22 protein-coding genes and 1 tRNA gene are annotated in these 21,099 nt (G+C 67.9%); 6 read left to right on the forward strand and 17 right to left on the reverse strand.

Annotation, left to right across the window (positions count from 1 at the left end):
- Positions 1-26 precede the first annotated feature (26 nt).
- The 6 genes from AC1DW0_RS11555 to uvrC all read right to left on the reverse strand — a co-directional run bounded on the left by AC1DW0_RS11555 (position 27) and on the right by uvrC (position 5,925).
- A complete protein-coding gene (locus AC1DW0_RS11555) occupies positions 27-1,940 on the reverse strand; it encodes a SurA N-terminal domain-containing protein (RefSeq protein WP_056201682.1) in 1,914 nt (637 codons plus the stop codon).
- Between the two features lie 104 nt (positions 1,941-2,044).
- Positions 2,045-2,120 (reverse strand) — tRNA-Val (locus AC1DW0_RS11560).
- Positions 2,121-2,145: 25 nt separating this feature from the next.
- Positions 2,146-2,418 carry an HU family DNA-binding protein gene (locus AC1DW0_RS11565; protein WP_056201680.1) on the reverse strand — a complete coding sequence of 91 codons (273 nt, stop codon included), beginning with the start codon at positions 2,416-2,418 and terminating at the stop codon, positions 2,146-2,148.
- Between the two features lie 226 nt (positions 2,419-2,644).
- Positions 2,645-3,211 (reverse strand): CDP-diacylglycerol--glycerol-3-phosphate 3-phosphatidyltransferase, encoded by a 567-nt coding sequence (gene pgsA / locus AC1DW0_RS11570; protein ID WP_056201673.1) that lies wholly within the window; start codon positions 3,209-3,211, stop codon positions 2,645-2,647.
- A 67-nt stretch (positions 3,212-3,278) separates the two neighbouring features.
- On the reverse strand, positions 3,279-3,806 hold the full coding sequence (locus AC1DW0_RS11575) for a hypothetical protein (RefSeq protein WP_157281927.1): 528 nt from the start codon (positions 3,804-3,806) through the stop codon (positions 3,279-3,281).
- A 118-nt stretch (positions 3,807-3,924) separates the two neighbouring features.
- Positions 3,925-5,925: an excinuclease ABC subunit UvrC gene (uvrC, locus tag AC1DW0_RS11580; RefSeq protein WP_477945941.1), complete on the reverse strand. Its 2,001-nt coding sequence runs from the start codon at positions 5,923-5,925 to the stop codon at positions 3,925-3,927.
- A 31-nt stretch (positions 5,926-5,956) separates the two neighbouring features.
- Between uvrC and earP the strand changes: the two genes are divergently transcribed.
- Positions 5,957-6,988 carry an elongation factor P maturation arginine rhamnosyltransferase EarP gene (gene earP, locus AC1DW0_RS11585; RefSeq protein ID WP_477945943.1) on the forward strand — a complete coding sequence of 344 codons (1,032 nt, stop codon included), beginning with the start codon at positions 5,957-5,959 and terminating at the stop codon, positions 6,986-6,988.
- 96 nt (positions 6,989-7,084) lie between these two features.
- Complete coding sequence (gene efp / locus AC1DW0_RS11590; protein ID WP_056201666.1) at positions 7,085-7,639, forward strand: elongation factor P; 555 nt, start codon at positions 7,085-7,087, stop codon at positions 7,637-7,639.
- A 51-nt stretch (positions 7,640-7,690) separates the two neighbouring features.
- Here the strand turns inward: efp and AC1DW0_RS11595 are convergent, their stop codons facing one another.
- From AC1DW0_RS11595 to mltG, 7 genes are all read right to left on the reverse strand, one after another.
- A complete protein-coding gene (locus AC1DW0_RS11595) occupies positions 7,691-7,912 on the reverse strand; it encodes a hypothetical protein (RefSeq protein ID WP_056201663.1) in 222 nt (73 codons plus the stop codon).
- A gap of 116 nt (positions 7,913-8,028) precedes the next feature.
- Positions 8,029-8,703: an ankyrin repeat domain-containing protein gene (locus AC1DW0_RS11600; protein WP_457324684.1), complete on the reverse strand. Its 675-nt coding sequence runs from the start codon at positions 8,701-8,703 to the stop codon at positions 8,029-8,031.
- Entirely contained in the window at positions 8,700-9,485 is a 786-nt protein-coding gene (locus AC1DW0_RS11605; protein ID WP_477945945.1) for a TatD family hydrolase, read from the reverse strand. Before AC1DW0_RS11605 ends, AC1DW0_RS11600 begins: the two co-directional genes overlap by 4 nt.
- A gap of 7 nt (positions 9,486-9,492) precedes the next feature.
- Positions 9,493-9,933 (reverse strand): PilZ domain-containing protein, encoded by a 441-nt coding sequence (locus AC1DW0_RS11610; RefSeq protein WP_082532892.1) that lies wholly within the window; start codon positions 9,931-9,933, stop codon positions 9,493-9,495.
- 15 nt (positions 9,934-9,948) lie between these two features.
- Entirely contained in the window at positions 9,949-10,956 is a 1,008-nt protein-coding gene (locus AC1DW0_RS11615) for a DNA polymerase III subunit delta' (protein ID WP_477945947.1), read from the reverse strand.
- A complete protein-coding gene (gene tmk, locus AC1DW0_RS11620; RefSeq protein WP_056201653.1) occupies positions 10,950-11,564 on the reverse strand; it encodes a dTMP kinase in 615 nt (204 codons plus the stop codon). Before tmk ends, AC1DW0_RS11615 begins: the two co-directional genes overlap by 7 nt.
- The gene (mltG, locus tag AC1DW0_RS11625; RefSeq protein ID WP_056201650.1) at positions 11,561-12,556 is read right to left on the reverse strand and encodes an endolytic transglycosylase MltG; all 996 of its coding nucleotides are present in this window, start codon (positions 12,554-12,556) and stop codon (positions 11,561-11,563) included. Before mltG ends, tmk begins: the two co-directional genes overlap by 4 nt.
- Before the next feature lie 47 nt (positions 12,557-12,603).
- On the opposite strand from mltG, the gene ygfZ reads away from it, so the two are divergent.
- Both ygfZ and AC1DW0_RS11635 read left to right on the forward strand, forming a co-directional pair.
- A complete protein-coding gene (gene ygfZ, locus AC1DW0_RS11630; RefSeq protein ID WP_477859051.1) occupies positions 12,604-13,482 on the forward strand; it encodes a CAF17-like 4Fe-4S cluster assembly/insertion protein YgfZ in 879 nt (292 codons plus the stop codon).
- Positions 13,483-13,484: 2 nt separating this feature from the next.
- Positions 13,485-13,733 carry a DUF4936 family protein gene (locus AC1DW0_RS11635; RefSeq protein ID WP_056201645.1) on the forward strand — a complete coding sequence of 83 codons (249 nt, stop codon included), beginning with the start codon at positions 13,485-13,487 and terminating at the stop codon, positions 13,731-13,733.
- Here AC1DW0_RS11635 and AC1DW0_RS11640 read toward each other — a convergent pair.
- From AC1DW0_RS11640 to AC1DW0_RS11650, 3 genes are read right to left on the reverse strand one after another with little or no spacing between them, the layout of a single operon-like run.
- Positions 13,730-14,587 carry a YbgC/FadM family acyl-CoA thioesterase gene (locus tag AC1DW0_RS11640; RefSeq protein ID WP_477859049.1) on the reverse strand — a complete coding sequence of 286 codons (858 nt, stop codon included), beginning with the start codon at positions 14,585-14,587 and terminating at the stop codon, positions 13,730-13,732. The genes AC1DW0_RS11635 and AC1DW0_RS11640 overlap by 4 nt on opposite strands.
- Complete coding sequence (locus AC1DW0_RS11645) at positions 14,584-15,504, reverse strand: alpha/beta hydrolase (RefSeq protein WP_457324681.1); 921 nt, start codon at positions 15,502-15,504, stop codon at positions 14,584-14,586. The genes AC1DW0_RS11640 and AC1DW0_RS11645 overlap by 4 nt, the downstream gene beginning before the upstream one ends.
- Entirely contained in the window at positions 15,501-17,195 is a 1,695-nt protein-coding gene (locus AC1DW0_RS11650) for a S10 family peptidase (RefSeq protein WP_477945950.1), read from the reverse strand. Before AC1DW0_RS11650 ends, AC1DW0_RS11645 begins: the two co-directional genes overlap by 4 nt.
- A gap of 58 nt (positions 17,196-17,253) precedes the next feature.
- Here AC1DW0_RS11650 and AC1DW0_RS11655 point away from each other — a divergent pair, with 58 nt between their 5' ends.
- Positions 17,254-18,393 (forward strand): iron-containing alcohol dehydrogenase, encoded by a 1,140-nt coding sequence (locus AC1DW0_RS11655; protein WP_477945952.1) that lies wholly within the window; start codon positions 17,254-17,256, stop codon positions 18,391-18,393.
- Positions 18,394-18,521: 128 nt separating this feature from the next.
- Positions 18,522-20,072 carry a methyl-accepting chemotaxis protein gene (locus AC1DW0_RS11660; RefSeq protein WP_056201632.1) on the forward strand — a complete coding sequence of 517 codons (1,551 nt, stop codon included), beginning with the start codon at positions 18,522-18,524 and terminating at the stop codon, positions 20,070-20,072.
- Positions 20,073-20,233: 161 nt separating this feature from the next.
- Here AC1DW0_RS11660 and AC1DW0_RS11665 read toward each other — a convergent pair whose 3' ends face one another.
- A complete protein-coding gene (locus tag AC1DW0_RS11665; protein WP_477945954.1) occupies positions 20,234-21,094 on the reverse strand; it encodes a hypothetical protein in 861 nt (286 codons plus the stop codon).
- Positions 21,095-21,099 lie beyond the last annotated feature (5 nt).

The raw sequence follows: 21,099 nt of genomic DNA on the forward strand, positions 1-21,099 counted from the left end.
CAGAGCCAAAAAGTATAACCGATAAATCAGGGTGCGCTGGCCGCCGAGGCCGGTGCCTCGACCTTGATGGCGGCCTTGTATTGCGCCTTCAGCGCGGCCAGATAGGCGGCGCCTTCGGCACGCGCCCAGGCGCCGGCGTATTGCTGGGCTGCGCGCTTGTCGTCGATGACGGCGGCGTCGCGTGGCTGCAGCTGGTTGATGCGCACGACGACATAACCGCCGTCGTCGGCCGCCACGCCAACGGCGGCCGGCAGCTTGGCGGCATCGGCACCGAGCACGGCTTCGAGCTGGGTGCGCGTCAGGTTCTGCGGCTTGGCACGCGAAACGGAGACGGCAACTTCCAGGCCGGCGGTGTCCGCCGGGTTGGCCTTCATCGCGGCCAGGCGGGCTTCGCCGGCCTTCCTGGCCTGATCGGCGGCGAGCTTGTGCACGAGCTGCTCGCGCACCTTGTCCTTCACGTCGGCCAGCGGCGGCACGCGGGCCGGGTTGTGCTGGGTGACGTGAGCCGACACGAGCTGGCTGGGACCGGTCTCGACGGCTTCAGTGTTGCGCTTGTTGCGCAGTGCATCGTTGCCGAAGACGGCTTCCAGCAGCTTGGGCGAGGCGAGCGGGCCCGCTGCGCCAGGCTGCGGCAGGCGCTGCACGGTGGCGGTCTGGACCTGCAGCTTGAGCTTGTCGGCTGCGGGCTGCAGGCTGTCGGACTGCTCGTAGACGAGATTGCCGAACTGCTCGGCAGCCTCGGAGTAGCGGCGCTGGGCGAGCTGCTTGCGCACTTCGTTCTCGACTTCGGTGCGCACGGCCTCGAAGGGCTTCTTGTCGCCGCCGCGGGTACCGGTCAGCTGGATGATGTGATAACCGAAATCGGTCTCGACAAGGTTGCTGATCTCGCCCTGCTTCATCGCGTAGACCGCCGCATCGAACTCCTTGACCATGGCGCCGCGGCTGAAGAAGTCGAGGTCGCCGCCGTTGGCGCCCGAGCCTTCGTCCTGGGAATTCTTCTTGGCCAGCGCGGCGAACTCGCCGGGGTTCTTGCGCACTTGCGCCAGGATCTCCTCAGCCTTGGCCTTGGCCTTGGCGCGCTCTTCGGCTGGCGCATTGCGCTCCACCTTGATGAGGATGTGGCTGGCGCGGCGCTCCTCGGGCACACCATAGCGTGCTGCGTTTTCCTTGTAGTAGTTCTGCAGGTCGTCTTCGCTGAACTTGACGTCCTTCTTCAGCGCGTCCAGGTCGAGCACGACGTACTGGATCTGGGCCGATTCGGGCAGCTGGAACTTGGCGGCATTCGCCGGTTCCTTGTAGAAGGCCTCGACGTCGGCATCGCTCGGGTTGAGCTTGGCAGCGAAGTCCTTGACGTCAAAACGCTGCAGCTGCACCTCACGTTGCTGCAGCAGGGCGTCGAAGGCCAGCTTGGGGCTGGCGGCGCCGACGGCAGCCGAGGACTCGATGGGGGCCGTGACCTGACGGACGGCGTAGTCCTGACGCAGGCGCTCCATGAAGATGGAAGGCGTCATGCCCTGGGCCGCGAGCAGGGCCTTGTTGACCGTACCGTCGGGGTTGCGCAGAAAGGCGAACTGCGGGTCATTCCAGAAGCGGGCGTTGACGGACTCAGCGCTGGGCGTGAAGTGCTGGTGCTCCGCGGCGGCCTTGAGCGTGCGCTCGTTGACCAGGTTCTCGAGGGCCTGGCGTTTCACTTCCGGCGTATCCAGCAGTTTGGCATCGACGCCCGGGCTCTGGCGGCGGATGCGGTCGGCCTGCTCACGTTGGGCGACGTCCCATTCGGCCTGGGTGATCTTGCGGCCATCGACGCTTGCCACGCCGGTGTTGGCACCACCCATCATGCTGGTGTAGCCCTGCATGCCGACGAGGGCGAAGGACGGCAGGATCAGCAACAGCAGGACGAACTGGAACAGGCGGTTGTGCGTGCGGACGAATTCAAACATCTCGGGGAGCCTTGAGGATCAAACGCGACGAAGGCGAACCGAGGTTCGCCTTCGAGGGAGCCGCATTCTAAATGCGAGACGGCTGACGCCGCCCTGGGGTCGGGTGGTGGGCGCTGACGGGCTCGAACCGCCGACAATCTCCGTGTAAGGGAGGTGCTCTACCAACTGAGCTAAGCGCCCGGGGAAACCGGGATTGGCCGAAGGTTCAGTTCACGGCGTCCTTGAGCGCCTTGCCGGGTTTGAACTTGGGCACCTTGGCCGATTTGATCTTGATGGTATCGCCGGTGCGTGGGTTGCGGCCGGCGCGCGCAGCACGCTTGGTGATGCTGAAGGTGCCGAAGCCTACCAGCGAGACGGTGCCGTTCTTCTTCAGCGTCGTCTTGACGCCGCCGATCACGGCTTCGAGCGCACGGCCTGCAGCAGCCTTGGAGATGTCGGCCTGCTTGGCGATGTGCTCGATCAATTCGGACTTGTTCACTCGTGCCCCCTCATGACGATTCAGCGGACTGTTGAGCCCTGCACCGTGACCGGCCGCAAGACTGCGATGCAGATGTCGATCCCGCGCACTGCGCAGCCTGTGACAGGCCGACTACAAGCGGCCAAGGCGCGCGCGGGGAAGCGGATTCTAGACGCGCGTCCGGCGGTGGGCGGGGCGGGAAAAGTCCCGATACAACTCGGCGTCCGGCGTGAACCAGGACGGCGCCCTAGCGGGCCTTGGCACGGATTTCCGGCAAGGCCTTCTGCAGGTAATAGACCATGGACCAGATGGTCAGCACGACGGCTGCGTAGATCAGCCAGGTACCCCAGAGCCGCGTCGGAATGAGGCCGAAAAGCTGGCCGTCATAGAGCAGGAAGGGGATGGCCACCATCTGCACCGTCGTCTTCAGCTTGCCGACCATGTGCACGGCAACGCTGCGTGAAGCGCCGATCTGGGCCATCCATTCGCGCAGGGCCGAGATCGCGATCTCGCGGCCGACGATGACCAGGGCGACGAAGGCGTTGACCCGGCCGAGCTCCAGCAGGATCAGCAGCGCCGAGCAGACCAGGAATTTGTCGGCCACCGGATCGAGGAAAGCGCCGAAGGAGGATGTCTGGTTGAGCTTGCGTGCCAGATAGCCGTCCAGCCAGTCGGTCAACGCGACCACGACGAACAGGACCGTCGCGAACAGATTCTTGTGCGCCGGCTGCATTTCCAGATAGAACACGCCGACGATCAGCGGGATCGCCACGATGCGGGCCCAGGTCAACAGAGTCGGCAGCGTCAGGAACATGCCAGCATTGTGCCCATGTCGACGCCCGCCCCCGGGGCACCGCCGGCGCAACTGTGGCGGCCAGCCCTCAGTTCAGGCTGAGCGGCTTGAAGCGCCGGTCCTCTTCGAAAAGGAAGGTCTCGGTGAACTTCCAGGGCTCAGGCATGCGGCGCACGTCGCCAAAGGGCGCAGCGCGATGGATGGCGTCGATGGCCAGCTGCAGGGTTTCCGGTGCAAACCTGGGCTTGCGGACGACGTTGACGCGACGCACGCTGCCGTCGGCCTTGACCTCGATCTCCAGCACCACGACGCTCAGTACATGCGAGGGCGCCTTGGTCATGAAGCTGCCTTCCGGGTTGGCCATGACGAGGCGCTCCGCGGCCTGGCGACGCAACTCGTCGTGGGTGCGCACCGGCTTGGGCGGCGGCAAGCCGGCGGGCTTGGGGGCCGCCACAACGGTTGGCGACGGCTGCGGCGCGGGCTCTAGAACCACGGCGCGTGGCACGCCGTCAGTGGGCACCACAGGCGCCGGTGCACGTGGCGTTGCCGCGCAGCCGGCCAGCAGCGGACCGATCAGCCAGCGTGCGGCTCGTTTCAATGGGGCGATGGTGGGCACGGCGTTCTCCTCATGGCTCGCATTGTTCTGCTTCGTCCCCTGCTCGAGGTGCGACGAATTTCTCACCGCGACTGCGGCGCTGGTAGCGCAATGCAACGCAGCGTAAGCGTTCTACACCTCAGTGCAGCGCGCGGTAGATCTCCTCGGCAAGTTCGCGCGACACGCCCTTCACGCTGCACAGCTCGTCCACGCTCGCGCCCGCCACGCCGCGCACGCCGCCAAAGCGCTGCAGCAACTGAGCACGCTTCTTCGGGCCGACCCCCGGCACGTCCTCCAGCCGTGAGCCGCCGGTGCGGGTCGCGGCGCGCTTGGCGCGCATGCCCGTGATGGCAAAGCGGTGCGCCTCATCGCGGATCTGCGCGATCAGCATCAGCGCCGCCGAGTCGCGGCCGAGGTAGATCTTCGCGCGCCCGTCGGCAAAAACAAGTTCCTCCAGCCCGACCTTGCGGCCCTCGCCTTTTTCGACGCCGGCAATGAGACCGAGGTCCAGCCCCAGCTCCTCGAAAACCTCGCGCGCCATCGACACCTGGCCGCGGCCACCGTCGACGAGCACGAGATCGGGCAGGCGGCCGGTGCCCAGCTGGGCGGCTTCGGCCATCTTGCTGTAGCGGCGCGTCAGCACCTGGCGCATGGCCGCGTAGTCATCGCCGCCCGTGATGCCCTCGATGTTGTAGCGCCGGTACTGGCTGCTCTGCATCTGGTGGTTCTCGAACACGACGCAGCTCGCCATCGTCGCCTCGCCTGCCGTGTGGCTGATGTCGAAGCATTCGACACGGAACTTGTCAATCTCGGCAACCGACAGATCCAGCGCGTCGACCAGGGCCCGCGTGCGCGCATGCTGGGAGCCTTCCTCCGCCAGCAGCCGTGCCAGTRCCAGCTCCGCGCCCTTGACGCACATCTCCAGCCAGATGCGCCGCTGCCCGCGCGGCTGGGCCTGCACAGTCACGCGGCTGCCAGTCTGGATGCCGAGGGCTTCGGCCAGCCCCGCATCCACCATCTCGCTGACGACGATCAACCCGGGAGCCGGCGAGGCCAGGTAGTGCTGGGCCATGAAGGCCTCGAGCACTTGCCGCTCAGGCGACAGCATTTCTTCATCGTTGAGCTGAACGGCAGTCGCGTCATCGACATGCTTGGGGAAGAAGGCGCGGTCACCCAGATGCCGTCCACCGCGCACCATGGCGAGATTCACGCAAGCCTTGCCGCCCTGCACCTTGACGGCCAGCACGTCGACATCACGGTCGCGGCCCGTGGCGCTGCTTTCCTCGATGACCTGCTGCTGCAGCACCTTGGACAGCGCCTGGATCTGGTTGCGCACCTCGGCCGCCAGTTCGTACTCGAAGCGCTCGGCATAGGCGCCCATCTGCTCCTGCAGCGCTGCCATCACCTCGTTGGTCTCGCCGCGCAGGAAGCGCTCGGCGCTGTCCACATCACGCGCGTACTCGGGCGTCTGCCCGGCCGGCACGCAGGGGCCCGAGCAGCGCTTGATCTGGTGCAGCAGGCAGGGCCGGCTGCGGTTGTTGAAGACGCTGTCCTCGCAGGTGCGTAAGCGGAAGACCTTCTGCATCAGCTGGATGGACTCCTTCACCGCCCAGGCGCTCGGGAAGGGGCCAAAGTATTTGTGCCGCTTGTCCACCGCACCGCGGTAGTAGGCCATGCGCGGCCAGGCGTGCGAGGTGATCTTCAGATAGGGGTAGCTCTTGTCATCCCGGAACACGATGTTGAAGCGCGGGTTCAACGTCTTGATCAGGTTGTTCTCGAGCAGCAGCGCCTCGGCCTCGGTGCGCACCACCGTGGTTTCCAGGCGCGCAACGCGGGCCACCATCAGGCCGATGCGGGTGCCGCCATGGTTCTTCTGGAAATAGCTGCTGACGCGGCGCTTCAGGTCTTTCGCCTTGCCGACGTAGAGCACCTCGCCCTTGGCATCGAAATAGCGGTAGACGCCCGGCAGGGCCGGCAGCGCATTGACTTCGGTCAGCAGCCTTTCGCGGCCCTCGCGCGCGGCGGCCTCCACCTCGGCGGTGCGCTGCTTTTCGGCGGTTGCGATGGCGGCCCGCTCGGCCACCTGCTCAGACTGCTGCGGATCACCGGCATCGGTGTTGGAAGGGGTCGTACTCGACATGGCTGGAATTGTGGCCTGGGAGAATCGGGCCATGAGAGCGCCGATGCTTTGGGACATCTTCTGCCGCGTCATCGACAACCATGGCGATCTGGGCGTCTGCTGGCGGCTGGCACGCGACCTCGCGGCGCGCGGCGATGAGGCCAGGCTGTGGATCGACGAGCCGTCGGCCCTGGCCTGGATGGCCCCGGACCGTCCCGCCGCCATCGACGTGCGCGCCTGGCCCGAGGGCGACGTGCTCGCGCAGCCCGGCGACATCGTCATCGAGGCCTTTGGCTGCGAACTGCCGCCGGCCTTCGTGGCCCGCATGGCCACGGGCCAGCGGCCAGCGCGGTGGATCAACCTCGAATACCTCAGCGCCGAGGACTATGTCGAGCGCAGCCATGGCCTGGCCTCACCGCAGTTCAGCGGCCCTGGCGCGGGGTTGACCAAGCATTTCTTCTACCCCGGTTTCACGCCACGCACCGGCGGCCTGCTTCGCGAACCGGGTTTGCTGAAGCGGATCGCCGGCTTCGATGGCGCGGCCTGGCTGGCTGAGCGGGGCTGGCCGCCGCTGCCTGGCGAGCGCGTCGTCAGCCTGTTCGCCTATGCCAATGCGGCCCTGCCGGCTCTGCTCGACGCGCTGGGCAGCGAGCCCACGCTGCTGCTCGCCTGCCCCGGCCCGCTGCAGGCACAGGTTCAGGAACGCCCAGGCTTGCGCACCATCGCCCTGCCCTATCTGGCCCAGGACGACTACGACCGGCTGCTCTGGGCCTGCGACCTGAACTTCGTGCGCGGCGAGGACTCGTTCGTGCGCGCGCAATGGGCCGGCAAGCCTTTCGTCTGGCATATCTATCCCCAGCACGACGACGCCCACCACGCCAAGCTCGAAGCCTTCATGGCGCGTGCCGAACTGCCTGCATCCTGGCGCGCGGTCTGGCGTGGCTGGAACGGCCTGACCCCCTTGCCCGCCTCGCTCACCGGCCTGGACGAGGCCGCCGAGCAAGCGCCGAGGTGGCGTGCGCAATTGGCGGCGCAGCCCGACTTGCTGACGCAGCTGCAGGGCTTCTTAGGGGTTTCCAGCTAGAATGACGGGCTTTGCCGCGCCAACCCGAGACGGGTTCTCCTGGAGTCTGGTGCGCCGTCCAGCCGGAATCTCCGGCGCCTCACACCGCAATTCACCATGAAACTCGCTCAAGAAATCCGCGCCGGCAACGTGATCATGCAGGGCAAGGACCCGATGGTCGTCCTGAAGACCGAATACAGCCGTGGTGGCCGTGGTGCTGCCACCGTGCGCATCAAGATGAAGAACCTGCTGAACGGCGCGGGTGCCGAGCTGGTCTTCAAGGCCGACGACAAGATGGAGCAGATCATCCTCGACAAGAAGGAGTGCACCTACACCTACTTCGCCGACCCGATGTATGTCTTCATGGACACCGAGTACAACCAGTACGAAGTCGAGTCCGAGAACATGGGTGACGCTCTGTCCTACCTCGAAGACAGCATGGCCGCGGAAGTGACCTTCTACGACGGCAAAGCCATCTCCATCGAACTGCCCACCAGCGTCGTGCGCGAGATCGAGACCGAGCCGGCCGCCAAGGGCGACACCTCGGGCAAGGTCATGAAGCCCGCCCGCCTGAAGGGCACCGGCTTCGAGATCTCCGTGCCGGCGTTCGTCGAGAACGGCGACAAGATCGAAATCGACACCCGCACCCACGAGTACCGCAAGCGCGTCTAAGCAGACGCCTCCGGCCTCCAGCAAAACGCCCGCATCAGCGGGCGTTTTTCTTTATTCGGCGTCGTCAGACAGATCGGGGACTTCCAGCTCGGCGTCGATCTCGCTGTCGAAATCGGCCGAAGCCTTGACCGGGATCCATGGGCGGTCCAGCGGGCGGTAGATGCGGCTCTGCAGGCGCGCCAGGCGGTCGGAACGCTCGATGGCGTTCATCACCTCGGCGGGGGAGATCAGCATCGCGAAGGGGTCAGCCAGATTCGGGGTGTTGGACAGCATGGTGGGCCTCGTGTTTGACGATGACTCCACTTTAGGCAGCCGCGCCTTGGCGCAACAGTCGGCCCAGCGCGCTAGCCGCTGTAAGACTTTTCCCTACACGGCCCCCGGGGCGAGAACTAATTGGCGCTCTTGGCAGGTTCTGCAGCTTTGGCCGCGCGCTGGCGTTCCTGAATGATCAGGCGCAGCTCCTTGGCCATCACATCGCGGCCGCCGCGCTGGGCGAAATCGGCCGCCGTCAGTTCCTGCTCATTGGCCGCGCGCGGCTCGGCGCCCGCCTTGATGAGCAGAGGCACCAGATCGCTGTTGCCGTAGCGCGCCGCCATCATCAGCGGCGTCGTACCGTTCTCGGAGCGCGCATTGAGCTCGGCGCCGTGAGCGATGAGGAAGGCCGCCACGCCGTTGTCCGGCCCGCTGCAGGCGTAGTGCAGCGGCGTCCAGCCCGCGCGGTTGACGGCGGCGCCACGCTTGACCAGGGCCTGCACGGCCGGCAGCGAGCCGCGGATGGCAGCCACCATCAACGGCGTCTCGCCCTGGGCATTGGCTTCGTCCACCTGCGTCTGCGGCGAAGCCAGCAGACTGTCCAGCGCGCGCAGCGACTCTTCACGCACGGCGATGAAGATGGCCTTGCGGCCGCGCGAGTCAGCCTGGTTGGCGTCCACGCCCTTGAGCAGCAGGGCCAGCACGGCGCGGCCGTCGTTCATTTCGGCGGCAATGGCGAGTTCGTCAGCGGGCGCGGCACGCAGGGCCGTCGTGGCCAGCAGCGCCAGCGCGGCGATCCATGCCTTCTTCATGCCGCTTCGGGCAGGCCGAACAGCCGCCGCGTATTTGCCGTCGTGCGGGCGGCCAGCTCCTCCACCGGCAGGCCCACCGCATCGGCCACCGCCTTGGCCACATGGGGCACATAGGCCGGCGAATTGGTCTTGCCGCGGAAGGGCACCGGCGCGAGATAGGGGCTGTCGGTTTCGATCAGCACGCGGTCCAGCGGCAGCAGCCTCAGCAGGTCACGCAGGTCCTGGGCGTTCTTGAAGCTGACGATGCCCGAGAAGGAGATGTAGTAGCCGCGTTCGACGGCGGCCAGGGCAACTTCCGCCGTCTCGGTGAAGCAGTGGAAGACGCCGCCGGCCTGCTCACCGCCCTCTTCGTCCAGCACGCGCAGCGTGTCGGCCGCGCTGGAACGGGTGTGGATGACCAGTGGCTTCGCCGCCACCTTCGCCGCCCGGATGTGGGTGCGGAAGCGCTCGCGCTGCCACTCCATGTCGTCGATGCTGCGGCCGTTGAGGCGGTAGTAGTCCAGCCCGGTCTCGCCGATGGCGACGACACGCGGCAGCGCGGCCAGGCGCACCAGTTCCGCCACGTCGGGTTCGCGCATGTCCTCGGTGTCGGGGTGCACGCCCACGGTGGCCCACAGCTGGGGATGCTCAAGCGCCAGCGCATGCACGGCCTCGAACTCCTCCATCTGCGTGCAGATGCAGATGGCCTGCTCGACCTGCGCGGCCTGCATATTGGCCAGGATGGCGGGAAGGTTCTGCTTCAGCTCCGGGAAGCTGAGATGGCAGTGGGAATCAACGAACATCGATCGGTCAAAGAGTCTGAGTCGGCTTGCTCGACGAGATCGCAGTGCCCAGGATTTCCTCGATCCTGACGCGGATCAACCGGGTCTTCTCGTCTCCGGGGAAGCGCACGCCCACGCCCTGGGTGCGGCCGCCCGACGCGTTGGCCGGCGTCAGCCAGGCCACCTTGCCAGCCACCGGATAGCGCTGGTTGTCTTCGGGCAGAGCCAACAGCAGATAGACATCCTCGCCGAGCTTGTAGTCGCGCGTCGTCGGCACGAACAGGCCGCCTTCCGTGAAGGCCGGGATGTAGGCGGCGTAGAGCGCCGACTTCTCGCGGAAAACCAATTGGATGACGCTGGGCCGTGCACCGGACGATGCGCCCTGACCGCTCACCGTGGGCAAGGGCAGGCTACCGCTCACCTTGCTGGGCTGGAATTGCGGAGACTTGGAGGAGGGGGCGTCGCTCATGAAGGGCGAGTGTAGTCAGCGTGCGGCGGCCGAAATGGCAGTGTGGGCTTGAGCGACCAAAGCCTCGATCCACAGCCCTGCATTCAGCGGGTGGTCAGCGTGGCGGGCGGCGCGGCGCAGCTCGGCGTCCCAGGCCAGCAGCGGTGCCGGACGCTTGGGCGAAGGCAGGGCCGCAGCTGCAAAAAACTGGCCGCGCTGCCCGTGGCTGCGGCGCACCAGGTCGTGGCACAGGCGCTGCAGCGCATCGATGACGCGAGGTGGCGCCCAGTCCGACAAGGCCGCCACCTCGCCGCGGGCCACCCGCTTGGGCAGGGCCTGCCACGCCGCATCGGTCAAGCCGCCTTCGGACCAGGCCAGCGCCTGCTGCGGCCGGCCGCCTGTGGCATCCAGCAGCCCTTCGGCACCGTCGACACCCTTGGACACCAGCCAGGCCAGCGCAGCCGCGCGTTCGGGCAGCGGCAAGGGTACCGGCTGGCAGCGGCTGCGGATGGTGGGCAGCAGCGCGGCGCTGTCATGGCTGGCCAGCGCAAAGCGCAACAGGCCGGAGGGCTCCTCCAGCGTCTTCAACAACGCATTGGCCGCAATGCCGTTCAGCGCCTCGGCCGGGAAGATGACGACCACCTTGGCCTTGCCGCGCGCCGATGTCGCCTGGGCAAAGGCGAGCAGGTTGCGCACCGCTTCGACCTTGATTTCCTTGCTGGGTTTGGCCTTGCCGGCCTTGGGCGCGTCGGGTTCCTCGAAAGGCAGGCCGAGAGACTCACGGGCTGATGCGTCCAGGGCTTCCGGCATCAACAGCTGGAAATCCGGGTGGGTGCCGCTGGTGAACAGCTTGCAGCTTGAGCAGTGGCCGCAGGCGGGTTGGGCTTGGCCACGGTCTTCGCACAGCCAGCTCTGGGCCAGCTTGACGGCCAGTTCGAGCTGGCCGACGCCGGCCGGCCCTTGCACCAGCAGCGCATGCGAACGCGCCCGTGCCAGCGCATCGGCCAGCGGCGCCTGCAGCCAGGGGAGATCGGCGTTCAGCATGGGTAGCGTTCTGCAAGGACGGCCAGCACGTGGGCACCTACCTGCTCGACCGTGCCACTGGCGTCGACACGCACGATGCGCCCCGGCGCCTTGGCCGCACGCGCCGCATAGCCGGCCCTCACGCGCTCGAAGAACTCCAGGTCCTGCTGCTCGATGCGATCCGCCTCACGGGCGCTGGCACGACGGGCGGCGGCCTGTTCGGCGGGCAGGTCGAACCACAGCGTCAATTCGGGCTCGGTGCCTTCCTGCACCCAATCGGCCAGCGGCTCCAGCACCGACAGCGGCAGGCCGCGGCCGCCGCCCTGATAGGCAAAGCTGGCGTCGGTGAAGCGGTCGCAGAGCAGCGTCTTGCCGGCGGCCAGTGCCGGCTTGATGACGGCCTCGACATGGTCGCGCCGGCCGGCAAACATCAGCAGCAGCTCGGTCAGCGAGCCCATGGATTCCTTGAGCACGATGTCACGCAGCGTCTCGGCCAGTGGCGTGCCGCCAGGCTCACGGCTTAGCTGCACATCGGCGCCGCGCGCGCGGAACCAGTCGGCCACCGCCTGGATGTGGGTGGACTTGCCGGCACCGTCGATGCCTTCGAAAGAAATGAATCGACCGGTCACTTGCCGCCGCGTTGGTATTTGTTGACCGCGCGATTGTGCGCGGCGAGGTCATCGCTGAATTCGCTGCTGCCATCCCCCCGGGCAACGAAGTAGACCGCCTTGATGGCCGCCGGGTTCAGCGCCGCCTGCAGCGAGGCCGCGCCGGGCATGGCGATCGGCGTCGGCGGCAGGCCACCACGGGTGTAGCTGTTGTAGGGCGTGTCAGCCAGCAGGTCACGCTTGCGCAAGTTGCCGTCGAAGCTTTCGCCCAGGCCGTAGATGACGGTGGGGTCGGTCTGCAGGGGCATGCCCACGCGCAGCCGGTTCATGAAGACGGCGGCGACCTTGGAGCGGTCTGAAGACACGCCGGTTTCCTTTTCGACGACGGAGGCCAGGATCAGCGCCTCGTCGGCCGATTTCAGCGGCAGGTCGCGCGCCCGCTTGCTCCAGGCTGCCGCCAGCCGGCCCCGCATCGCCGCGTGGGCGCGCTTGAGCACCGTCAGGTCGCTGACACCGCGGCTGTACGCATAGGTGTCGGGGAAGAAGCGGCCCTCGGGCGCCACGCCGGGCTCACCCAGCGCCGTCATGATCTCGGCATCGCTCATCTGCGCCGTCTTGGGCTTGAGTGAAGGTGCGGCGGCGAGTGCTGCCCTCACCTGGCGCCAGTTCCAGCCTTCGATGAGGCGCAGTTGCTCCATGACCTGGTCGCCGCGCACCATCTTGTCGAGCAACTCGCGCGGCGTGATGCCGGCATGCACCTCATAGCTGCCGGCGCGGATCTGCTTGGCCTGGCCGGACCACTTGAACCATTGGTAGAGGAAGCGGGTATCGGTCTGCACGCCGGCAGCGACCCAGGCGCGGGCAACCTCCACCGGGTTGGTGCCGGGCTCGATGGACAGCTCCACCGAAGGCGCCGACAGCGCCAGCGGGCTGCGCAGCCACTGCCAGACGGCGCCTGCAGCCAGCACTGCGATCAACAACAAGACGAGCAGCGCTCGCAACAACCACTTCATGCCCTGTGAAAAGCCCGGTCAAAAGGGGGCCGATGATAATTCCCGTCATGTCCCAAGCCTCCCAACTCCGTCTCTCTGACTGGGGCGTGATCCGCGCCCAGGGCGCTGACGCCGCCAGCTTCCTGCACAGCCAGCTGACCCAGGACTTCGCCCTGCTCGACCGCGAGCACGCACGCCTGGCCGGCTTCTGCACGGCCAAGGGCCGGCTGCTGGCGACGATGGTGGGCTGGCGCGGCGGTGATGAAGAGATTCTGCTGGCCCTGCCGGCCGAGACGCTGGCGGCGACGCTGAAGCGGCTGTCCATGTTCGTCATGCGCGCCAAATGCAAGCTCAGCGACGCGAGCGCCGAGTTCGCGGTCTACGGATTGCTGGGCGAGCCGACCGCCGAGGCCTGGACGCTGGCGAGCGATGACGAAGCCGTACAGATCGCCCTGCCCGGCACGGGTCGCGCGCTGCGCGTGCAGCCCGCCAACGCACCCGCACCGACCGGCGCAGCGATGACGGCCGACGACTGGGCCTGGGCCGAAGCCGAAGCCGGCGTGGCCTGGGTGCGCGGCGCCACCGTCGAGGCCTTTGTGCCGCAGATGATCAATTTCGAAGTGCTGGGCGGCGTGAACTTCAAGAAGGGCTGCTACCCCGGCCAGGAGATCGTCGCGCGCAGCCAGTACCGCGGCACGCTGAAGCGCCGGCTGCAGGTTTTCGAGGCGGATGCGCCCGCGACCATCGGCCAGGAGATCTTTAACAGCGCAGACCCGGAGCAGCCCGCTGGCGTCGTTGCGGGCAGTGGGTCCAAGGGCGGCCGGACAGCCATTGCCGCCGAGATCAAGCTCGCGGCATTGGAAGGCGGCAGCCTGCACCTGGGCAGCGCTACCGGCGCCACGCTGCAGCCGCGTGCCCTGCCCTACGAGATCCCGCCCCAAGACTGACCGTGCAGCTCTACGTCTACTACCGCGTCGCCGCCGACAACGTCGAGGCGGCACTCATCGCCTTTCGCAAGGCTCGTGTCGAAGCGCCCATCGAGCTGCTGCAACGCCCCGAGCCGGACGCCGATGGGCGGTGGACGTGGATGGAGATCTACCCGGAAGGCTGGACCCACCGCGAGCCGCAGGTGGCAGCGGCGATGGCCGAGTGGCTGGCCAGCGAACGCAAGGTTGAGCGCTTCGAGATGCTCGGTTAGAGGCCGCGCACCATCTCCACATGTCCGATCCCGGCCTCTTCGAAAGGCTGGCCCCGCCGCTGGAAGCCAGCGCGCAAATAGAAATTCTCCGCAGACAGCTGCGCATGCAGCAGCACCTCGCGGTAGCCCTGTTTTCTGGCCTCGGCCATCAACGCGTCGAGCACCTGGCGGCCGATCTGGGTGCCGCGCATGGCGCGCAGCACGGCCATGCGGCCGATCTTGGCCACGCCGGGCACGTGCTCCAGCATCCGGCCGGTGGCCAGCGGAATGCCGAAGCGGTTGCGCGCCAGCGCATGCAGGCAGCTGGCGTCGGCGGCGTCCCATTCCATGTCGGCCGGGATGCCCTGCTCCTCGATGAAGACCTCGCGACGGATGGCGCCGGCGGCTTCGCCATGCTCGCTCCATGCGCCGACGCTGACGTCGACGACGCTCTGGCCGGCCTCGAAGCCATGGATGACGTCGCGCAGCGCATCGGGCAGGCGCTGCGGCGTCTGCGCGACCGGGTCGGCGAAGACGTAGATCATGTCGGCCTGCACCAGCAACTGGTCGCCACGGAAGAAGGCGCCGTCGACCTTCATCGAACTGTTGCCGAACTCGCGGCAGCGCACGCCGATGTCCAGGCGGTCGTCATAGCGGGCCGAGGCGAGGTAGTCCAGCGCCGCGCGGCGCACGAAGAGGTCGCCGCCCAGCATCTTCATCGTGTCGGCATAGGGCAGCGCCAGGGCTCGCCAATAGCCGCTGATGGCCGTGTCCATATAGGTCAGGTAGTGGCCGTTGAAGACGATGCCCTGGGCGTCGATCTCGGCCCAGCGCACGCGCAGCGGTTCGAAGAAGCGAAAGTCCTGGCGTTTCATGGCTTGAGATGTTCCTTGATGGCCGCGGCGCAGAAGTCCAGCGCCGCGACGGCCTCGGGCAGGCTGCGGCCCATCTTGATGAAGTCGTGGGTCACGCCGCGTGCGAGTTCCAGCTGCACCGGCACGCCGGCCGCGCGCAGCACGTCGGCATAGGCCAGGCCTTCGTCCACCAGAGGGTCGGCCTCGGCCAGCAGCACGGCGGCCGGCGCGAGGTCGGCATGGTCCTCGGCCTCCAGCGGTGCGAAGCGCCAGTCGCTGCGCTGGTCGGCGTCGATGTAGTGGCTGAAGAACCATTCGATGGTCGTCGCATCGAGCAGATAACCCTCGGCAAAACGGCGGTGCGAGTCATGGCTCAGCCGGGCCGCGGTACCGGGCGTGATCAGAAGCTGAAGCGCCAGCGGCAGGCCCTGCTCACGGGCGAAGAAGGCCGTGCTGGCCGCCAGCGTGCCGCCGGCGCTGTCGCCGCCGACGCCCAGGCGGCTGCCGTCCAGGCCCAGCGCCGACGCCTGCTCATGCAGCCAGGCCAGGCCAGCCCAGGCATCGTCGACAGCGGCCGGGAAACGGTGCTCGGGTGCGAGGCGGTAGTCCAGCGCCAGCACGGCTGCGCCACTGCGGTTGCTGAGCTGACGGCACAGGCTGTCATGCGTCTCCAGGTCGCCAATCGTGAAGCCGCCGCCGTGCAGATACAGCAGCACGGGCAGCTTGTCGGCGCTGGGCGCGTACAGACGTGCCGGCCGGCCAGCCACCTCCAGATCTTCGACGCGGGCCAGGGCCGCACGCGGCAGGTCCAGGATCTCTGCGCCCATGCGGTAGGCCAAGCGGGCCTCACGCGGCGTCAGCGCGTGAAACGGCGGCCGCTTAGCGCGCTGGATGCGCGTCAGCAGTTCGGCCATGCGTGGGGTCAGTGGCGTCGTCATCGGGCCCGCATTGTCGGCGGCACCCAGGGGTCGCGCAGCGGGGCTTGGAAGGCGTTCTCGCTCGTTGGCGCCACGCTGCCCGGCTGCTGCGGCGTACCGGCGCGATCCACCATCACGAAGGGTCGAGCCTGCAACGCTCGCCGTTCGGGTCCGAGGTCGGCAGCGGCACGCAGGGCCAGCGTGTTCGCGTAGAAGGCCTTGAGGTCGGCGAGCTGAGCGACCCGGGTCGCGTCGTCGAGATAGCTCATGTGGCCGCCGGCATAGTTGCGGACTTTCACGCGGCTGGCATCGACGCGCGCCAGGTCGGTCTCGGTCAGGTGAAAGGGCGTGGCCAGGTCGTGATAGCCGCTGACGGCGAGCACGCGCAGGCGGGCGTTCTGGGCCAGGGCCACCGAGAGGTCGGGCAAGGTGTCCGGCAAGGGCCGGCCGGCGTGGCTGAAGTTCCAGAAGTTGATGGCATTGCTCAGCACGACATAGGTGGAGCTGTTGCGGTAGCCGAGCTGGTCGCGCAGATGGGTGGCGATGCCGGTGGCGAAGCTGCTGCCGATCCAGGTGCTGGACACATCGCCCTCCGAGGCGAGCTGGCTGCCGATGGCCGCCTTCATGCGGCCGTCGTAGCGGCCGAGCTGCTGGCCGGAGATCAGCCAGATGCGGAAGTTGTCGGCCGACACGTTCAGGCTCGTCTGCCATTGCGCCGCGGGTAAACCGGTCAGGTTGGCCAGAGGCTGCCAGATCGTCGGTGTCGGTACATTGGCCAGCCAGGCTTGCAGCGCCGGCGCGTAAACCTGGTCGGCATAGGTACGCGCCTGCGCCGCCCAGGCATTGAGATCGGTCGGCACGGGCTGCGTCAGCTGGTGGAAGGCGCCAACGGCGGCGAAGCTCGGCAGATAGCCGCCGCAGCCCTGCCCGTTCGTGATGCCGCAATTGCTGTTGTAGTCCATCGCCGGGGACTGCAGCACAAGCCCGTCAAGCATGACGCCGGCCTCCTGCAACTGGCGCGCAAGCACGGCCGTACGCGGGCCGCCGTAGCTTTCGCCGTAGAGGTATTTGGGCGAGGCGGCGCGGTTGTTGGCAGCCAGGTAGCGCTGGATGGCGTCGCGGAACAGCGCGGCGTCGGCGTCCACGCCCCAGAAGTTGCGGTTGGTGAAGGGCGCGATGGCCTGGGAGTAGCCGCTGCCCACTGCGTTGATGAAGACGAGATCGGTCTGGCCCAGCAGGTGCTCGGCGTTGTCGATCATCGGGAAAGGCCGCGCCGCCGTCGTGTCGGGTGCGTTGGCCACGAGGCGCTTGGGACCGAAGCTGCCCAGCTGCAGCCAGACCGAGGCCGAGCCCGGGCCGCCGTTGTAAAAGAAGGTGACGGGGCGGGTCGCCACATCGGCACCGGGCAGGGTGTAGGCGACGTAGAACACCGAGGCCTCGGCAGCGCCAGTGGCGTCGCGCGCGATCAGGTGGCCGGCGGTGGCGGTGTAGCTCAGCGTCTGGCCGTTGGCCGTGAGCGTCTGGGTGCTGACGGCGGCGGCCTCGACGGCGCCCGACAGCGAAGCATCGGCCGCCGAGGAATAGACCGTCGTGTCGGTCAGCCCCGGCTGGTTGTCGACAGGCGGCGTCGGCGTTGGGGTCGAGCCCCCTCCTCCGCCCCCGCAGGCCGCGAGCAGGACCAGGAGCAGCAGGGGCAGTGAAGTCGCGCGCATGACGGCGAGTCTAGACACGCCGGACTAGGATGCGCAAAGACATTGCAGGGAGTGCGCCGTGGCCCAGATCCTCTACCTGACCCGCATCGAGCTCGAGTTCGGCGCCAGCCGCCTGCTGCCGGCCGAGTGCGAGCGCATCGGCATCCGCCGCCCGCTCGTCGTCACCGACGCCGGCGTGCGCGCAGCCGGCGTGCTGGACGAAGCGCTGGCAGCCTTCGACGTCAAGCCCCCCGTGTTCGACCGCACCCCCGCCAACCCGACCGAGGCCGCCGTTCGGCTGGCGGTGCAGATGGCCCGGGAGTTCGACTGCGACGGCCTGATCGCCATCGGCGGCGGCTCCAGCATGGACCTGGCCAAGGGCGTGGCCATCGCCGCCACGCACGAGGGCCCGCTGACGCACTACGCGACCATCGAAGGCGGCGCCGGGCGCATCAGCCCCAAGGTGCTGCCGCTGATCGCCGTGCCGACGACGGCGGGCACTGGCAGCGAGGTGGCCCGCGGCGCCATCATCATCGTCGACGACGGCCGCAAGCTGGGCTTCCACAACTGGGAGCTGCTGCCCAAGGCGGCCATCTGCGACCCGGCGCTGACTCTGAAACTGCCGCCGGGCCTGACGGCCGCCACCGGCATGGACGCCATCGCCCACTGCATCGAGACCTTCCTCGCGCCGGCCTTCAACCCGCCGGCCGATGGCATCGCGCTGGAAGGCCTGCGCCGGGGCTGGCAATCCATTGAACAGGCCACGCGCGACGGCCAGGACCGGGATGCGCGCATGGACATGATGTGCGCCAGCGTGCATGGCGCGATGGCTTTCCAGAAGGGCCTGGGCGCGGTGCACTCGCTGAGCCATGCACTGGGCGGCCTGAACCCGCGCCTGCACCACGGCACGCTGAACGCGGTCTTCCTGCCGGCCATGATCCGCTTCAATGCCGAGGCCGACAGCGTGCGGCGCGAGCGGCGCATCGAACGGCTGGCGCAGGCCATGGGGCTGGCCGGCAGCGACGCCGATGCGGTGGCCGGCGCGATCAGCGCATTGAATGCCCGCCTGGGCTTGCCCAGCGGGCTCGCGGCCATGGAGGTCGGCCCCGAGCTGGACGACCGCATCATCGAACGCGCCCTGGTCGATCACTGCCACAAGACCAACCCGCGCATTGCGAGCGCCGAGGAATACCGGGCGCTGCTGGCAGCATCGCGTTGATCATCGTTTTCATCGCGACAGCGTGACCGAAGTCCCAGTTTGCGGTCGACACGGCTTGTAACGCCGCACTAGCATGCTTCGTTGCCCGCGCGCAGGCGCGGCGTCGAGACGAAAAGACAGGAGACATCATGAACAAGCTATCCATCGGCAAGCGCCTGGCCGCCGGCTTCGCCCTGGTGCTGGCATTGGCCGCCTGCGTGATTGCGCTGGCGTCCTGGCGGCTGGCCTCGACGGCCGCGGCGACGCGTCAGATGATGGACGAGCCGCTGACCAAGGAGAGGCTGATTGCGGACTGGAACCGCAACATCAACTCGGGCGTGCGCCGCACCATGGCCATCGCCAAGAGCTCCGACGCTTCGCTGGTCGAGCTGTTCAAGGAGGATCAGGCGCAGTCCACCAAGTCGTCCAGCGAGATGCAGGACAAGCTGAAAGCGCTGATCCGCTCGCCCGAGGAGCAGACGCTGTTCGATGAAGTCGGCAAGGCACGCAAGATCTACATCGACTCGCGCGACACGATCGTCAAGCTCAAGAAGGACGGCCAGGCCGAGGCGGCCGACAAGCTGCTGACCGATGTCTTCGTGCCCGGCTCCAAGGTCTATCTGGCCAAGATGCAGGACTTCCTGGACTACCAGCGCAAGGCCATCGACCAGACCGCGGCCGGCATCGACGCCGCCAACAGCAACGGCCGCCTGCTGCTGCTGGGTTTCGGCCTCGCCATGCTGGGCCTGGGCGTGGCCGCGGCCTGGACCATCACGCGCAGCATCACGCTGCCGCTGGCGGCAGCCAACGAATTGGCCGAGCGCGTGGCGGACGGCAATCTGATGCGCTCGGGCGCGGGGCAGATTGCGCGCTCCGACGAAATCGGCAAGCTGCAGACGACGCTGCGCCGCATGCGCGAAACGCTGGCGCAGACGATTGGCAGCATCCGCGATTCGGCCGAATCCATCGGCACCGCGTCGGCCGAGATCGCCAGTGGCAACCAGGACCTGAGCGCCCGCACCGAAAAGGCGGCCTCCAGCCTGGAACAGACGGCCAGTGCGATGGAGGAGCTGACCGGCACGGTGCAGCAGTCGGCGGCGTCAGCCGGCCAGGCGAACACGCTGGCGGTCTCGGCCGCCAACGTGGCTCAGCGGGGCGGCGAGGTGGTCGGCCAGGTCGTGCACACCATGGACGAGATCAATGCCAGCTCGCGCAAGATCGCCGACATCATCAGCGTCATTGATGGCATCGCCTTCCAGACCAACATCCTGGCGCTGAACGCCGCCGTCGAGGCGGCGCGAGCCGGTGAACAGGGGCGCGGCTTTGCGGTTGTCGCCAGCGAAGTGCGCTCGCTGGCCGGCCGCTCGGCGGATGCGGCCAAGGAGATCAAGAGCCTGATCGGCAGCAGTGTCGAGCGCGTGGAAGCGGGCTCGCGGCTGGTGGCCGAGGCGGGCAAGACGATGGGCGAACTCGTTGGCGCCGTGCAACGCGTCAAGGACATCATGGGCGAGATCACGACCGCCACGGCCGAGCAGTCTGACGGCATCGCCCAGGTCAATATCGCGATTGCCCAGCTCGACCAGGTCACGCAGCAGAACGCCGCGCTGGTGGAGGAGTCGACCGCCGCGGCCGAGAGCCTGCGCGAGCAGGCAACGACGCTGAACGGCGCGGTCGGCACCTTCCAGGTGGCGCGGCGCTAAGGAAGCGCTGAATAAGTCCCCGCGATGCAGCGCGCCCTGGTTTGGGATGGGCTGCCAGGCGCAACGCGCAGCCATAGCCCTTGCTATGGCGAGCATTTGCAACGCCGCAGACCGCCCAAAGCAGGGATGCGCTGCGCGCGAGGGACTTGTTCAGCGCTTCCCTAACTGCCCCCGCCGCCCCCACAGCCCGAGCCGCCGCAGCTGCTGCCGCCACCGCCGTCACAGCTGGCTCCACCGCCATCGCTGCTGCCACAGTCGCTGCTGCCGCCATCGCTGAAGCTGTAGCCCCAGTTGAAGCCGCCATCGCCGCTACCGCTGTCATCACGGCGGCGCTGCATCGCCTGGGCCTCTGCGGCACTGAGCAGCCCCAGGCCCGCCAACCCGGCAGCACCGAGAGCGGCATGGGTCGTCGAGCTGCCGCTGAGCTGACCAAAGCCATCGATCTGGCGATGCACCAGCACACCGCGCTCATGCCCATAGGCCCAGCCGGTGGGCAGGCGCATCAGGCCGTCGAGCGCGAACAGGAAGGGCAGCCGCTGGGCGATCAGGCTGCGCCCTTCGCTGCGACAGGCGCCGGCCCAGGTGCGGGCCAGGCATTCATCCAGGGGCGCGCCCAGCGCCTCGGCTTCGCGGTGTTCGACGAACTGGCCGAAGTAGCGTTGCTGCCAGGCAGCCAGCCCGCCAGCATCCGTTTGCAGCCAGACATGCCACACCGAATCCGCCGCCTTGCTGGGCAAGGCACACGGGCCCTGAGCCTGCTGCAGCCGGCAGGCTTCGAAGAACTGGGCCAGGCCTGCGGAGCAACGCAACCAGGCCGCGTCATCGACGGCAAGGCCGGGAAAGTCATCGGGGGCTTGCCGCATCCAGGCCGCGCGAACCGCGGGCGGGATCTGCTCGGCGGCCAGCGTGGCCGGCGGGCACTGGCGGCGCAGCGCCTGCTGGAAACGGGTCTCGCGTCGCTGGCCGACCCAGGCGCTCAGGCGATTTGCGAGGCTGAACTTTGTTGTCGTTGTGTTGTTCATGGCCA

This window comes from Roseateles sp. P4_D2, from assembly GCF_056401875.1.